General features: G+C 71.1%; 16 protein-coding genes and 4 tRNA genes. 9 read left to right on the forward strand and 11 right to left on the reverse strand.

Annotated features, from left to right (window positions below; translation table 11 throughout):
* Window positions 1-27: 27 nt before the first annotated feature.
* The 7 genes from EV383_RS19065 to EV383_RS19090 all read right to left on the reverse strand — a co-directional run bounded on the left by EV383_RS19065 (window position 28) and on the right by EV383_RS19090 (window position 5258).
* Entirely contained in the window at window positions 28-900 is an 873-nt protein-coding gene (locus EV383_RS19065; protein ID WP_130291166.1) for a LysR family transcriptional regulator, read from the reverse strand.
* Window positions 901-1098: 198 nt separating this feature from the next.
* Window positions 1099-1803, reverse strand: coding sequence for a type 1 glutamine amidotransferase domain-containing protein (locus tag EV383_RS19070; protein ID WP_130291167.1), 705 nt, complete (start codon window positions 1801-1803; stop codon window positions 1099-1101).
* Window positions 1804-2106: 303 nt separating this feature from the next.
* Window positions 2107-2250, reverse strand: a complete 144-nt coding sequence (locus tag EV383_RS31270; RefSeq protein ID WP_165438400.1) for a hypothetical protein — start codon at window positions 2248-2250, stop codon at window positions 2107-2109.
* 703 nt (window positions 2251-2953) lie between these two features.
* Window positions 2954-3028 (reverse strand) — tRNA-Val (locus EV383_RS19075).
* A gap of 249 nt (window positions 3029-3277) precedes the next feature.
* A complete protein-coding gene (locus EV383_RS19080; protein ID WP_130291168.1) occupies window positions 3278-3703 on the reverse strand; it encodes a TIGR02611 family protein in 426 nt (141 codons plus the stop codon).
* A 2-nt stretch (window positions 3704-3705) separates the two neighbouring features.
* Window positions 3706-4551 carry an anti-sigma factor gene (locus EV383_RS19085; protein ID WP_165438401.1) on the reverse strand — a complete coding sequence of 282 codons (846 nt, stop codon included), beginning with the start codon at window positions 4549-4551 and terminating at the stop codon, window positions 3706-3708.
* A gap of 29 nt (window positions 4552-4580) precedes the next feature.
* Window positions 4581-5258: an RNA polymerase sigma factor gene (locus EV383_RS19090; RefSeq protein ID WP_130291170.1), complete on the reverse strand. Its 678-nt coding sequence runs from the start codon at window positions 5256-5258 to the stop codon at window positions 4581-4583.
* Between the two features lie 259 nt (window positions 5259-5517).
* On the opposite strand from EV383_RS19090, the gene EV383_RS19095 reads away from it, so the two are divergent.
* The 5 genes from EV383_RS19095 to EV383_RS19115 all read left to right on the forward strand — a co-directional run bounded on the left by EV383_RS19095 (window position 5518) and on the right by EV383_RS19115 (window position 7112).
* Window positions 5518-5946, forward strand: a complete 429-nt coding sequence (locus EV383_RS19095; RefSeq protein WP_130291171.1) for an SsgA family sporulation/cell division regulator — start codon at window positions 5518-5520, stop codon at window positions 5944-5946.
* A gap of 152 nt (window positions 5947-6098) precedes the next feature.
* Window positions 6099-6170: transfer RNA gene (locus EV383_RS19100), tRNA-Gly, on the forward strand.
* A gap of 78 nt (window positions 6171-6248) precedes the next feature.
* Window positions 6249-6320: transfer RNA gene (locus tag EV383_RS19105), tRNA-Cys, on the forward strand.
* Between the two features lies 1 nt (window position 6321).
* Window positions 6322-6396, forward strand: a tRNA-Val gene (locus EV383_RS19110).
* Between the two features lie 203 nt (window positions 6397-6599).
* On the forward strand, window positions 6600-7112 hold the full coding sequence (locus tag EV383_RS19115) for an SDR family NAD(P)-dependent oxidoreductase (protein WP_130291172.1): 513 nt from the start codon (window positions 6600-6602) through the stop codon (window positions 7110-7112).
* Here the strand turns inward: EV383_RS19115 and EV383_RS19120 are convergent, their stop codons facing one another.
* The gene (locus tag EV383_RS19120; RefSeq protein ID WP_130291173.1) at window positions 7113-7934 is read right to left on the reverse strand and encodes an SDR family oxidoreductase; all 822 of its coding nucleotides are present in this window, start codon (window positions 7932-7934) and stop codon (window positions 7113-7115) included.
* Between the two features lie 93 nt (window positions 7935-8027).
* Here EV383_RS19120 and EV383_RS19125 point away from each other — a divergent pair, with 93 nt between their 5' ends.
* On the forward strand, window positions 8028-8519 hold the full coding sequence (locus EV383_RS19125) for a pyridoxamine 5'-phosphate oxidase family protein (RefSeq protein ID WP_130291174.1): 492 nt from the start codon (window positions 8028-8030) through the stop codon (window positions 8517-8519).
* A gap of 7 nt (window positions 8520-8526) precedes the next feature.
* On the opposite strand, the gene EV383_RS19130 is transcribed toward EV383_RS19125, so the two are convergent.
* Window positions 8527-8958, reverse strand: a complete 432-nt coding sequence (locus tag EV383_RS19130; protein ID WP_130291175.1) for a hypothetical protein — start codon at window positions 8956-8958, stop codon at window positions 8527-8529.
* A gap of 85 nt (window positions 8959-9043) precedes the next feature.
* Here EV383_RS19130 and EV383_RS19135 point away from each other — a divergent pair, with 85 nt between their 5' ends.
* Together EV383_RS19135 and EV383_RS19140 are read left to right on the forward strand one after the other, a co-directional pair.
* Window positions 9044-9313 (forward strand): type B 50S ribosomal protein L31, encoded by a 270-nt coding sequence (locus tag EV383_RS19135; RefSeq protein ID WP_130291176.1) that lies wholly within the window; start codon window positions 9044-9046, stop codon window positions 9311-9313.
* A 44-nt stretch (window positions 9314-9357) separates the two neighbouring features.
* Window positions 9358-9681: a hypothetical protein gene (locus tag EV383_RS19140; protein ID WP_130291177.1), complete on the forward strand. Its 324-nt coding sequence runs from the start codon at window positions 9358-9360 to the stop codon at window positions 9679-9681.
* A gap of 24 nt (window positions 9682-9705) precedes the next feature.
* Here the strand turns inward: EV383_RS19140 and EV383_RS19145 are convergent, their stop codons facing one another.
* Entirely contained in the window at window positions 9706-10605 is a 900-nt protein-coding gene (locus tag EV383_RS19145; RefSeq protein WP_242623203.1) for a metallophosphoesterase family protein, read from the reverse strand.
* 99 nt (window positions 10606-10704) lie between these two features.
* Between EV383_RS19145 and EV383_RS19150 the strand changes: the two genes are divergently transcribed.
* Complete coding sequence (locus tag EV383_RS19150; RefSeq protein WP_130291179.1) at window positions 10705-12063, forward strand: cytochrome P450; 1359 nt, start codon at window positions 10705-10707, stop codon at window positions 12061-12063.
* A gap of 66 nt (window positions 12064-12129) precedes the next feature.
* Here the strand turns inward: EV383_RS19150 and EV383_RS19155 are convergent, their stop codons facing one another.
* Window positions 12130-12618 (reverse strand): DUF6069 family protein, encoded by a 489-nt coding sequence (locus EV383_RS19155; RefSeq protein WP_130291180.1) that lies wholly within the window; start codon window positions 12616-12618, stop codon window positions 12130-12132.
* Window positions 12619-12777: the final 159 nt, after the last annotated feature.

The following is a 12777-nucleotide window of genomic DNA, read 5'->3' on the forward strand; positions in this document are numbered from 1 at the left end:
CGCGCCGGTGCAGGGCGCCCACCGCGCTCAACCCCGAGCGGTGCGCAGCAGCGACCGGCGGAACGCCTGCACCGGCGGCGACACGTGCGCGCTGGACCGCGAGACCACACCCAGCTCACGGACCGCGCAGGGGTCGGCGAGAGGGACCGTGAGCCCGTCGCCGGCGGCGAGCCTCGGCAGCAGCGCGACCCCCATGCCCGCCGCCACCATGCCGTGCACGATCGCCAGCTGCCCGGTCTCCAACACCACCCGCGGTGCGACGCCGGCCTCGGCCAGCAGCTGGTCGGCAAGGTCGCGCAGCCCGTACCCGGTGCGCATCCCGACGATCTCCTCGCCGGCCAGATCGAGGAGTGCGGCCTGCTCGACCCCGGCCAGCCGGTGCCCGGCGGGGACCAGCAACAGCACCGGCTCGCGGACCAGCACGTCCGTACACAGCCCGCTCAGGGTCAGCGGCATCCGGGTGATCGCCAGGTCCAGCTCCCCGGAACGCACGAGCTGCTCGAACTCCCGGGAGACGTCGTGCTCCACGATCCGCACCTCGACCCGTGGGTGCGCGCGCCGGAACTCGGCCAGCACCTCGGGCAGCATCCGGGCGCCGATGCTGGGCAGCACGCCCACCCGCACCTCACCCTCGCGCACACCGCTGACTTCGGCCACCCGTTGCCGACCGCGTTCAAGCTGATCGAGAGCGACCTGGGCGTGCTCGAGCAGCGCGGACCCGGCCGCGGTGAGCACGACCTGCCGGCCGGTGCGCTCGAACAGCCGCGCCCCGACATCGCGCTCCAGCTTGCGGATCTGCACCGACAGCGACGGCTGGGACAGATAGAGCCGGGCGGCCGCGGCCGTGAAGCTGCCCTCGTGCGCGACGGCCACGAAGTAGCGCAGTTGATGCAGCTCCACAGATCACCTCATACCATCCGTTTCACACCATAGAGGATGGTAGCCCGATGCCCACGAATCGGACACCCCGCCGGCGGCCGGTCACAACCGAGAACAGCGGACCGACCCAGGGAGCCCGGGTCCAGCAGGTCACCGACCTGGCCGTCGTGGCCAGGTCGGCGCAGTCGAGGGCGACGACGGCGTCGGGAACCGACATGTTCAGGCGTCGAGCGCAGCCAGGACCTTCTCCGCCACCTCACCACTGGAGGCGGGGTTCTGGCCGGTGACGACGGTGCCGTCGACCACGGAGAACGGTGCCCAGGCGTCGCCCATCACCACCTGCGCGCCACCGGCGCGCAACCGGTCCTCCAGCAGCCACGGAGCCTGCTCGGCGAGCCCGGCCTGGCGCTCCTCCTCGTTGAGGAAGCCGGACAGGGTGCGACCCGCGAAGGCCCACTCCCCGGTCGCCCTGGTCGCCGACAGCAGGGCGGCAGGACCGTGGCACACCGACGAGACGATCTTGCCGGAGTCGAGCATGCTCGTCAGCAACGCACCCATCGGCGCCGACACCGCGAGGTCTTCCATCGGGCCGTGCCCGCCGGGGATGTACACCGCGTCGTAGTCGGTGGCTTCGACATCCTCGAGCCGCAACGGCGCGGCCAGCTCACCGGAGAACAGGGCGTCGAGCTCGGCGCGTTGACGCGCGGACTCGTCGTCGCCGCCGGTCATCGCGGGCGACAGGCTTCCCTCGTCGACGGTCGGGCGCACCCCACCGGGGGTCGCGAAGGTCAGCTGGACGCCGGCCTTGCGGAAGAGGGACAGCGGGGTCAGCAGTTCCTCGGCCCAGAAGCCGGTCGGGTGCCGGGTCCCGTCGGAAAGTGTCCAGTGGTCGGCACCGGTGATGACGATCAGCACGGAAGGCATGGTCGCTCCTGTTCGTCGTGTCGGGTCGTCTCGGGGGAAACCCGAGTGTCTACGCGGGTGGCGCCGGCGTACGGGCGGGCATGCGCCCGTGGCGCAACGCTCCGGTGGACACCGTCGGCCGTCCGTCGACGCCCTCGCCCCAGGCTACCCGCCCCGGAGCCCCGATACACATGCCCCGCAGGCCCGGTCGTCGACGACCTCAAGGGTGCTGCCGGCCTCCCCGACGACACCGGACACCGGATCGACCAGGCCACGAGGCAGGACAAGTGGTGTAGTGCGTTGTCCGCGTGGTCCCGTGGTCGGTCAGACGCTGAGCGCCGCGATGGTGTCAGTGCTGGCCTCCTCATGGGTTTCGACGGTGGTGATGGCGGCCCGGGCGCGGGTGCGCAGCTCGAGGCCGAGGCAGCGGCGGCCTTCGGTCCACTCGACCAGGGAGCTCCTGGGCACGCGGAAGATCGACCGATTCGACAGGCGCGAGGTAGACGTTCTTGAGCCGCCCGAAGCAGTCACAGAACGGGCCGAGCGCGGTACCGACGACGTCGCGGCGGCACGCGTCCTGCGCGATCTCCTCCTGCGCGATCCGCAGGTTCAGCTCGGCGTGCCGACGCTCGAGTTCCACGAGTCTGAGCCGATTTCCCGCGGCAAGCCGCACCGCTCCGACTTATGCCATACGCATCCGTCGCCCACCCTCGTCTCGCGCCATGCATCGGACATCGCTGATCCGAACGGCCGCGTTCCGCTGGACCGGACAGGTCCTCACAATTTGGTACGTCCGATGGCCACCTCCAGCTGGGACGGTCGAACTCCTCGCCGACCCCAGGCCGCAGGCCGGCATAGGTAGCTTCCGGCCGCCTGGTGCCGCCGGCGTCAATCCTTGCTATCCGGATCCCGGGCGGCGGTCGTCCGAGGACGGGCAATCTTGGCCACGAACCCCAGACACCGGCTTGAGGGTTCAGCCGAGAGGTCCCGTCCTGCCGACCGCTTCGGGTCGCCTGCCTACGTTGTGGTCAATCGACCGACGCGCAACGGCCTGACGTGCAGGTACTCCGGCGACACTTTCGGAGAGCCGAAGCGGTCACCGTTGTTGTCGACGCTGTGTCGGAAACAGACAAAACGCCCTTCCTCAAAGATCGAGGAAGGGCGTTTGTGCTGGTGGGCGATACTGGGATCGAACCAGTGACCTCTTCGGTGTGAACGAAGCGCTCTCCCCCTGAGCTAATCGCCCTCAGCGGTGTCAGAAGACTACATCATCCCAAGATCGCCGTTGCACCCAGGTCGGCCGTCCCGGGATCCGACCGACGACCACCGCGATTGCCGACCCCAGCCCGGACACCGCGACCCGTGTCGAGACCGGCCGAGAGACCGCCGGGGCGCACGGCTTCGTCCTCACCCTCGGTTCCCGCGGATGCACCGGCAGGCCCGCACCGTGGGGTAGACGATCTTCCTTCGGGTGATCTCGAGGACGAGCCGGTCGTCACCCGAAGATCGGGCTCTTCAGCCAGGTCAGCTGCTCCAGCCCGACCCAGCCGGCGACGAGGTAGAACGCGCCGAGGAGGTAGAGCGTCGCCAGGACGATCAGGCCGGTCATGCCGAGCACGAGCGGGCGTACGAACGTGCTCTGACGGCCGAGCCAGGCCGTCCAGGCGTTGTACTTCCCGCGGGCGTAGGTGAGCGTCCGGCGGGCCCAGGCGAACTCGGTGGCCAGGATCCCGAGGCCGGCGAACACGATCAGCCAGCCGGGCCCCGGGTATGGGATCGCGATGATCCCGGCGATGAGGACGATCGTCCCGATGACGCCGATGACGATGCGGTAGGTGAGCCGCATGGTCGGGTTGGCGTCGATCCGGGAGCGGAAGCCGCGCAGGCCGCCACCTGCCCTGCGCACCTTCGTGTCGCTCATGCTCAGGTCTCCACTTGTCCCAGGGCCTTGATGTCGGTCGGGGTGGTCGGCGCCTGACGGCCCGGCTCGAGAGAGATCGCGTACGTGCCGAACGAGCCACCCGAGGGTGAGGGTACCGAAATCGGGCTACCCGGGGTCGGCTGCACGTCGAACGTCCCGATCGGCTGCGGCGCACCGCTTCCGTTCAGGCCCCAGAGCACGTAGGTCTGGTCGTCGACCGAGTTCGGCGACAGCCCGACGCTGATCACGCTGCGCTGTCCGTCGTGCACCATGACGGCCGCGACCGGCTGTGCGTTCGGGACGTCCGGCGACAGGAACGCGTGCGTCGTGCCCGGACGGTCCATCTGCGCGACCGTCTCGAAGATGTTCTGTGCCTGGGCCAGGCTCGCGTCGCGCTCCGAACGCATCTGCTGGGCGTATTCGATCACGGCTCCCCCACCGGCCAGCACCGCGACCACGGCCACGGCGGCGACGAGCAACCGTCCGCGACGACGGGACACCCCCGGCCGCGCGGGCCGTCCCGCCGGGCGGTCGGACACGGGTCCTCGCTGCGGCTGCGGGGCGCGGTGACGCGGACCGTCCGAACCCTGCGCCTGCACCCGGGACGGCTCGGCGCGGGGGACGACGGTGTGCTCCTGCGGCGTCTGCGCCGCGAGCTCCACGATCGACGCGCGCAGCCGCGGCGGCGGGTCACGCTGCTCGACCGCCGTGGCGAGACCGGTGGTCACCTCGGCGACGTCGGCCGCGATCTGACGGCAGTCCGCGCACGAGCCCAAGTGCTCGACGGCGGCCATCTCCTCGTCGGGCTCCAGCGAGTGCAGGGCCCAGCCCACGACCTGTTCGCTCATCGCACAGGACCCCCTCTCCATCTCCTCGCTCATGACATTCCCCCCGCGAGATCGCCGGCGAAGTCCCCGACCAGTGGACCGAGAAGGTTCCGCAGCCGTGCGACCCCGGTGAACATGCGTGACTTCACCGTGCCCAGCGGGACGCCGGTCAGTGCTGCGACCTCCCGCTGTGTGTATCCCCCGTAGTACGCCAGCGCGAGAACGTGACGCTGCTCGGCGGGCAGCCGCCCGAGCGCGTCGCGGACCTGCCCGGCGACCAGTGAGCCGATCGCGTCCTCGTCGGCACCGGGGCCGGGCGGGGCCGACCACTCCTCGCCGTCGTCCGAGGCCGGGACCGTGCGGCGGCGGATGGCGCTCTCGCGCCGCACCGCGTCCACCGACTTGTGGTGCACCAGGGTCAGGAGCCAGGTGCCGAACTTGCCCTTGGCGGGGTCGAACTTGCTCGGATCGCGCCAGAACGCGAGGAAGGCCTCCTGGACGACGTCCTCGGCCAGACCGTCGTCGGCGCAGATGCGCCGCGCCAGGGAGTAGGCCGGACGGCCGAACCTGTCGTACAACTCACCCAGAGCGGTCGAGTCGCCGTCGACGATGCGTTGCGCCAGACGCGCGTCACCGCTGTCGTCCCGGCGGGCAGTCGACCGGCGCACGACACCGTCACGGCTCTGCCCGGGCTCGGGCAGGTCCGGCGGGTCGGCAGTGCCAGCCACCAGTGGAATCCTCACATCTCGTCTTCGTCGGCGGGGACCGATCGGTTCAGAGTAGTCGTCCCGGCCGTCGCTGCTCACACTTGCGGACGTCAGCCGCCTCGTTCGGCCGCCTGGCCCAGCGCTGTGAGTTACACCGGTGTGACTCGGACGGGTGTCACACAACCGTGATCCAGGTTGATGCGTCTCCGACCCGTCACGCCCGGGCCCCCCGCTCGTTTTTCCGATCGACGCCCCACTGCACTGAGAAAGAGGATGACCGATGCGCGACGAGACCAAGTCCATTCGTGCGACGGCGATGTTCGAGCTCATCGCTCCGGACGCTCCGGTCGTGCCCGTCAAGGTCGAGCTGTCGTACTCCAGCCGGGACCCCTACGCCGTCCAGGCGTCGTTCCGCACCGGACACGACACGACCGTCGACTGGGTCTTCGCCCGTGACCTCCTCGCCGACGGCCTGGTCGACTCCGCCGGCAACGGCGACGTCCGGGTCCAGCCGATGTCGGAGGACCCGAGCCGGATCGAGCTCGAGCTGACCTCCCCGTCCGGGCACGCCCTGTTCACCACGTCGGCCGCGACGCTGTCCGACTTCCTGGACCGGACCTTCGAGGCCGTCCCGCCGACGAGCGAGTACTCCTGGCTCGACTTCGACGCGGCGCTGTCGGACCTTCTCGACACCACCGCTCACGACTGACCGCAGGACCGCCGTCGGGCGAAGATGTCGATCTTCGCAGGTGAGAGAGCATCCGACGGCGGTTAAGGGGGGCCGGTTGCAGCCCCCTGGGGCGACTGCGCTAATGTTCTCTCAACGCACCGGGGACATCGAGAACAACATCCGGTGCACACGCGGAAGTGGCGCAGTGGTAGCGCATCACCTTGCCAAGGTGAGGGTCGCGGGTTCGAATCCCGTCTTCCGCTCGGAGGCTGAAAGTCCGATGATGATCGGTCCCCGAGCCGGGCCTCCCGATCTGGTCTCTCGCCCACGGGCGAGTTTCCGGCGGAGTGGCCGAGTGGCTTAGGCAAGGGCCTGCAAAGCCCTGTACGCGGGTTCGATTCCCGCCTCCGCCTCGCGCGATTAGCTCAGCGGGAGAGCACTACCTTGACACGGTAGGGGTCACTGGTTCAATCCCAGTATCGCGCACCATCAACGCCCTGGTCAGGGACTCGGACAGAGTCCAACGGCCAGGGCGTTCGTCTATGTCGAGACACGGACCGCAACCGTTCCTCCTCGGCCGGCGACCGGATCCACTCTCTCCAGCCGCGGGACCAGCCTCGGGACATGAGCGAACGGCGAACCTGCGGGAACGTTCACGCCTGGCCGTCCGCGAACAGCTGGAGTACGGCGCCATGCTGCGCGACGCGCTCGAGGCCCGTCCGCCGGAGGAGACGGCCCGGCAGGCCGTGGTCGGCGCCGTCGACGCGTTCGTCGAGGCCAACCCGGGGGCGCTCGGCGTCTCGTCGGTGGTGTTCAGCGCGCCCTCGCTACGGGCCCGGCACATCGTCGAGGCGACCCGGCGGTGGGCCGACGACGGGATCGTCGCCAACTCGCTGATGCCCGGCGGGATCATGACGAACCTGCAGCGCCACATCCCCGCCGAGACCCGCGCGCGGTCGGCCGAGGTGCCCTCGCTCAAGACGCCGCAGCAGGGTGCGTCGACCAGCCTCGTCGCCGCGATCTCCCCCGAGTTCGAGGGAATCGGGGGCCGGTACGTGGAGGACGGCACCGAGGCCGAGGTCATCGACGACGACGTCGAGGTCGACCCGACGTCGAACGGCGTGCGCCGCTGGGCCCTGGACCCGGCAAGCGCCGCGCGCCTGTGGGACGTCTCGCTGGACGCGGTCGGCGACGCCGGACGCTGATCAGGAACGGGAGCGGCTGAACCCGCCCTCGCTCTCGATCACCTGCCCGGTGATCCAGCGCGCCTCGTCGGTCGCGAGCCAGGCGATCAGGCGGGCCGGGTCGTCGGGCTCGCCGAAGCGGCCGAACGGGAACATCGGCGCCATCGCCGCCCACGCGTCGTCGCCGAGGTAGCCGGTGTCGACCGGGCCGGGGTTCACCGTGTTGACGCGCAGGCCGCGGTCGGCGAGCTGGTCGGCGATCGTCTCGGTGACGCCGGCGAGCGCGGCCTTGGCGGCGGCGTAGGCGATCTCGCCCGGCATCGGGCCACGCCCCTGACCGGACGTCAGGAACGTGACGGAGCCACCCGGACGGCCGTCGTGGGCGCCGGCGAAGGCCTGGGCGAGCAGGATCGACGCCCGGGTGTTCACCGCCCAGTGCCGGTCCAGCATCTCGGCGGTCAGGGCGCCCAGCGGGCCGTCGTGCCCGGACTGCGCCTGGTTGCAGACCAGCACGTCCACGTGGCCCAGCTCGGATGTCGCGTCCGCCACGAGCTGCTCCGGGGCGCCGGGCGCGGCGAGGTCGGCGTGGCCGTGGGCGAGCCGGGCCCCGTCGTCGAGGTGGGTGCGGACGCTCGCCGCGACCGCGTCGACGTCGTCGGCGCCCCAGTCCTGGTCATGGTCGTGCGGTGCGTAGTGCTGCAGGTAGACGCTCGCGCCGTAGGCGGCCATGCGGCAGGCGATCGCGTGCCCGATCCCGTCGCGCCGGCTCGCCCCGGTGACCAGGGCGGTCCTGCCCCGCAGGGGGAAGGGGTCGCGGCGCAGTGATCCCGTCGTCCGTTCCATGTCGCCAGGGTCTACCGGGGTGGGGCGATCACGGTCCAGCGGATTCGCCGACGTTGACAGGTTCTGTCAGGGATCGTTTCTACCGTTCCGGTCATGGCCACCTGGGACGAGTTCACCACCGGCGCTCCGCGGATCTCCGAGATCTTCCGACGACGGCACGCCGCCACCGGCAACCTGTGCATGCTCGGCACGCTGCGCTCCGACGGCTTCCCTCGGATCAGCCCGGTGGAGCCGCGGATGTTCGAGGGCGAGCTGTGGATCGTCGGCATGCCCGACACGCTGAAGTTCACCGACCTCGGACGCGACGGGCGGTTCACCCTGCACACCGCCACCGTCGACACGCAGGTCTCCGACGGCGACGCGAAGGTGTGGGGTGTCGTGCAGAACCGGCAGGACCTCGCCCAGCACGAGCGGTTCGCCCAGGCCCTGTTCGAGGAGTCGGGGTTCGACCTGCGCGGCCAGCGGTTCGACCCGTTCTACGCCGCGGACATCCACGGCGGGTCGTCGGTCGAGGTCGGCGACGGGCACCTCGACATCACGATCTGGAAGGCCGGCGGGACGGAGCGGGTGGTGCGCAAGCACTGAGACCCGGTCACGCCGCCGATCCGGGATGACGCCCACGGCCCGGCGAGGTGGTACGACGCCCCGGGCCGCGCAGGTGCATCGGGAGCAGGTACGGGTCGAACGAGCGCCCGACCAGCCAGCGCGTCACCTCCTGCACGTCCGACGTGCTGCGGATCGGGCCCACCGGCAGGACGGGCGACGACGGGTCGCGGCGCTCGTCACAGGGCTGGACGAGCAGCATCATGCCGATCTCGCGCTCGGCACACAGGTGCATCCCGAACGGGCACGCCGCCGTCACCAGGACACCGTGCCGACTGTCGCGCACGAGCGCACGCAGGCCCTCCACCAGCACCTCGTCCACACCCGGCAGCTCCGCCGCACCCTCGGTGAACCCGTCCGGGAAGTCAGCACACCCGCCGCACCGCACGACGGTGAACCCGGCCGGTCCTCGGTCCTGCACGACGCCTCCTACGCTCACCTGGAAGAAAACAGGAATCATTATCGTTTAGAGTGAGCGTAGCAGTCGAGATCGCAGGAGGAGTCCCATGAAGCCCGGCATCCACCCCGAGTACGGCCCCGTCGTCTACCAGGACATGTCCACCGGCGACGCGTTCCTGACCCGCTCGACCCTCGCCGGGTCGGCACAGCGGTCGCGGGAGACGATCGAGTGGTCGGACGGGAAGACCTATCCCCTGGTGAAGGTCGACATGACCTCGGCCTCGCACCCGTTCTGGACCGGCAACGCCCGGGTCCTGGACTCGGCCGGTCAGGTGGAGAAGTTCCGCCGCCGTTACGGGTCGCGTCAGAAGGGCTGACCGGGAGGTAGCGTCGTCGGAGTCCCGGCGACGAGGAGGTCCACGTGCGCGCTCGCAGGCCGGACCCGGTCGTCGTCACCGACCTGCACGAGCCGCTGATCGCGGTGCACCGGCGCCAGATCCGGACCCGGCTGGTGATGATGGTCGTCTGGATCATCGGATGGATCGTGGCCGGCTCGCTGTGGCGGCACGGCTACCTCGCGACCGGGATCCTGCTGGCCAGCGGCCCCGGGATCTGGATCCTGTGGTGGCTGGTCATGCCGCGGCGGGGAACCGGACGGCGCAGCCCGGTCCCGCCGCCGCGACGGCGGGAGCTGCCCGGACCGGCAGGTGATCGGCACTCCGGCGGCGATCCGCGACAGCTCTGACGCGGATCGCAGCCGAACCGGCGATCACCGCGGGGGCATCGGCAGGATCTGGCGCGGCAGCAGGTCCGGGAAGTGCGTGCCGAGACGCTCGGAGTGCCGCCGCCACTCCCGCGGGTAGCCCAGCGAGGCCTCGACGAACGGGACGCCGTCCTCGTCGATCGTGCGCGGGATGTGCAGGTGACCGTGGACGACCACGCTCGCCCGGTACCGGACGTGCCAGTCCGCCGTCGCCGTCGTCCCGCACCAGAGCGCGAACTCCGGGTACCAGAGCGGGTCGCACGGCGTGCGTGTCAGCGGCCAGTGGTTGACCAGCACCGTCGGCAGCGCGGGGTCGAGCGCGTCCAGGCGGCGGGCGGTCTCGGTGACCCGGGCCGCGCTCCAGGCCTCGCGTGTGTCGTAGGGGTCCGGGTGCAGCAGGTACTCGTCGGTGCAGACGACGCCGGCGTCGTAGGCGGCGGCGAGACCGTCGGCGGCGGTGTGCGTGCCGGCCGGGAGGAACGAGTAGTCGTAGAGCACGAACAGCGGCGCCACCGTGACCGGGCCACCCGGACCGCGCCAGACCGGGAACGGGTCCTCCGGGGTGTGCACGCCGATCTCGCGGCAGCGGCGCACCAGCTCGTCGTAGCGGGCGACCCCGCGCAGCTGCTCGACGTCCTCGGCGCGGGCGTTCTTGGCCCGCGACCAGAGCTCGTGGTTGCCCGGCACCCAGATCACCTCGGCGAACCGCGACCGCAGGTCCCGCAGGGTGGCGGTCACGCTCTCCACCCGCTCGTCGACGTCACCGGCGACGATCAGCCAGTCGCCGGGGTGGCCGGGGGCGATCCCGGCGGCGATGGCGCGGTTCTCGTCGTGCCGGACGTGCAGGTCGCTGACCGCCAGCAGGCGGGGACCGGGGGGCGGAGTCGGCGATCCGGGGAGCGGCACGCGTCCAGTAGACCTGCCGTTCGACGCCACCCGAAACCGGGGTCGACACCAACTTACCGGTAGTAGCATACTCGGAGTACGTCGAGGAGGAGGATGACGATGGCGGGATCACGCGGAGCACGACGGTGGGTCCGGTGGCTGCTGCGCCACGGCGCGGTACGGCGGACGGTCGCCCGCCAGGCCCAGCGCGGTGACCTGGGCGCGAAGATGATCGTCGACCGGGACGTCGTCCGCGACCCGTACCCGAGCTACGACGAGATCCGCTCCCAGGGCCGGATCGTGCGCTCGGCCCTGACGCTGACCACGGTCGACCACGAGATCACCCAGACCATGCTGCGCAGCCCCGACTTCTGCGTCGGCATGCGGATGCCGGAGAACGCCCCGAGCCTGCTGCAGTTCCTGCTCAAGGTGGGCGGGAGCTGGCCGCTGGGGCCGGCCGAGCCGCCGTCGCTGCTCTCCACCGACCCGCCGGACCACACCCGGATGCGCAAGCTGGTCACCCGGGCGTTCAGCGCCAAGGCCATCGCGTCACTGCGCGGGCGCACCGAGGAGATCGCCACCGAGCTGCTCGACGAGATGACCGCCCACTCGGGTGCACGGCCGCGGGCCGACGTCATCGCCGAGTACGCCGCGCTGCTGCCGGCCACCGTGATCGCCGAGATGCTGGGCGCCCCGCTGGACATGCGCGAGAAGTTCCTGGAGTGGGGCGCGGGCGGGGCCTACTCGCTGGACATGGGCCTGACGTTCCGCAACTTCCGGCGCTCCGAGCGCGACATCGACGCGCTCTCGGAATGGATGCTGGGCCATTTCGAGGAGCTGCGCCGCAACCCGGGTCAGAACATCCTCTCCGACCTGGTGCAGGCCCACGACTCCGACGAGGGCCGCCTGTCCGACGACGAGCTGCTCAGCATCGCGATGCTGCTGCTCGCAGCCGGGTTCGAGACGACGGTCAACCTGATCGGCAACGGCACGAAGGCGCTGCTCGAGCACCCCGACCAGCTCGCCCGCCTGCAGGCCGAGCCGGAGCTCTGGCCCAACGCCGTCGACGAGATCCTGCGGTTCGAGTCACCGGTGCAGCGCACCGGCCGGGTCGCCTCGCGCGACACCGAGGTCGCAGGGATCCCGGTCCGCCGCGGCTCGCTGATCATCGCTCACCTGGGCGGGGCGAACCGCGACCCGGCCGTGTTCGACGACCCGCACACGTTCGACGTCGGGCGTGCCGGGGCGGACCGGCACGTGTCGTTCTCCAGCGGCATCCACTACTGCCTGGGTGCGGCGCTGGCGAAGATGGAGGGCGAGGTCGGTCTGCGGGCGCTGTTCGACCGGTTCCCCGGGATGCGCGCCGACGGCCCGGGCAAGCTCCGCGGCACGCGCGTCCTGCGCGGCTACAGCTCGCTCCCGGTCCGCCTGGACCCGACGCCGGTCGGCGACCCGTCCCCGGTGGCCGCCCAGGCCTGACCCGGACGGCACTCGTGCGGCCCGTGTCACGCGTGGCCGAACGTGAGCGCCTCGTCGGCGGCCGGGTCAGGCGCGGGTGGAGGCCGTGGACGCCGTGGTGGTGACCAGGCTGATGATCGCGCAGCCGATCACGAGGTGGATCACGCCGGTGGCGATCCGGACCGGGAGCGGGTCGGCCCAGGTCAGCGGCAGGACCGCGGCGACGGCGGTGATCAGCCCGGCGATCCAGCCGAAGTAGGCCATCGGGCTGGGCGTGGAGATCAGCAGCAGGTGCGCCAGGCCGGTCGCGGCCAGTGCGGCGACTGCGGCGAACACGCAGAGCGTCGTCGTGTTGGCGTCGCCGAGGGCGCCCGAGTCGAGCGGTGCCAGGTACGGGATCTGCAGCAGCACCCGGATGATCAGCAGCCCGACCAGGGCGATCAGGGCGGCGACGACGGCCGTCGCGACTCCCCCGGCCCACAGCTTCCCGGCGTTCACCGCCGGGGTGCGCCTCGTGCGGCTCCGCCCCTCGTCGCGACCCATCTCGCGCGTCTGGTCGTCCCAGCCCTCGGCCATCTCGGCTCCCTCACCTGCTGTCTCGCGCGCGGACGCCGTAGCCGTCGCACCCGCCGTTCCGGCGCACGGACGCACCCGTCCCGTGTGGGGAAATGGTGGCACCCGTGTGCGCGGGAGGCTACAGCGACGCCGATCAAGATCCGACGAGCACTCCCCCGT

Origin of the sequence: Pseudonocardia sediminis, assembly GCF_004217185.1 — a bacterium.
Classification (GTDB): Bacteria; Actinomycetota; Actinomycetes; order Mycobacteriales; family Pseudonocardiaceae; genus Pseudonocardia; species Pseudonocardia sediminis.

Excerpts from the sequence above, each read along its gene's own strand:
- EV383_RS19155 (WP_130291180.1), bottom strand. The coding sequence starts at position 12,618 with ATGGCCGAGGGCTGGGACGACCAGACGCGCGAGATGGGTCGCGACGAG.
- EV383_RS19085 (WP_165438401.1), bottom strand. The coding sequence starts at position 4,551 with ATGAGCGAACAGGTCGTGGGCTGGGCCCTGCACTCGCTGGAGCCCGAC.
- EV383_RS19080 (WP_130291168.1), bottom strand. The coding sequence starts at position 3,703 with ATGAGCGACACGAAGGTGCGCAGGGCAGGTGGCGGCCTGCGCGGCTTC.
- EV383_RS19125 (WP_130291174.1), top strand. The coding sequence starts at position 8,028 with ATGGCCACCTGGGACGAGTTCACCACCGGCGCTCCGCGGATCTCCGAG.
- EV383_RS19070 (WP_130291167.1), bottom strand. The coding sequence starts at position 1,803 with ATGCCTTCCGTGCTGATCGTCATCACCGGTGCCGACCACTGGACACTT.
- EV383_RS19150 (WP_130291179.1), top strand. The coding sequence starts at position 10,705 with ATGGCGGGATCACGCGGAGCACGACGGTGGGTCCGGTGGCTGCTGCGC.
- EV383_RS19120 (WP_130291173.1), bottom strand. The coding sequence starts at position 7,934 with ATGGAACGGACGACGGGATCACTGCGCCGCGACCCCTTCCCCCTGCGG.
- EV383_RS19135 (WP_130291176.1), top strand. The coding sequence starts at position 9,044 with ATGAAGCCCGGCATCCACCCCGAGTACGGCCCCGTCGTCTACCAGGAC.
- EV383_RS19095 (WP_130291171.1), top strand. The coding sequence starts at position 5,518 with ATGCGCGACGAGACCAAGTCCATTCGTGCGACGGCGATGTTCGAGCTC.
- EV383_RS19115 (WP_130291172.1), top strand. The coding sequence starts at position 6,600 with ATGCTGCGCGACGCGCTCGAGGCCCGTCCGCCGGAGGAGACGGCCCGG.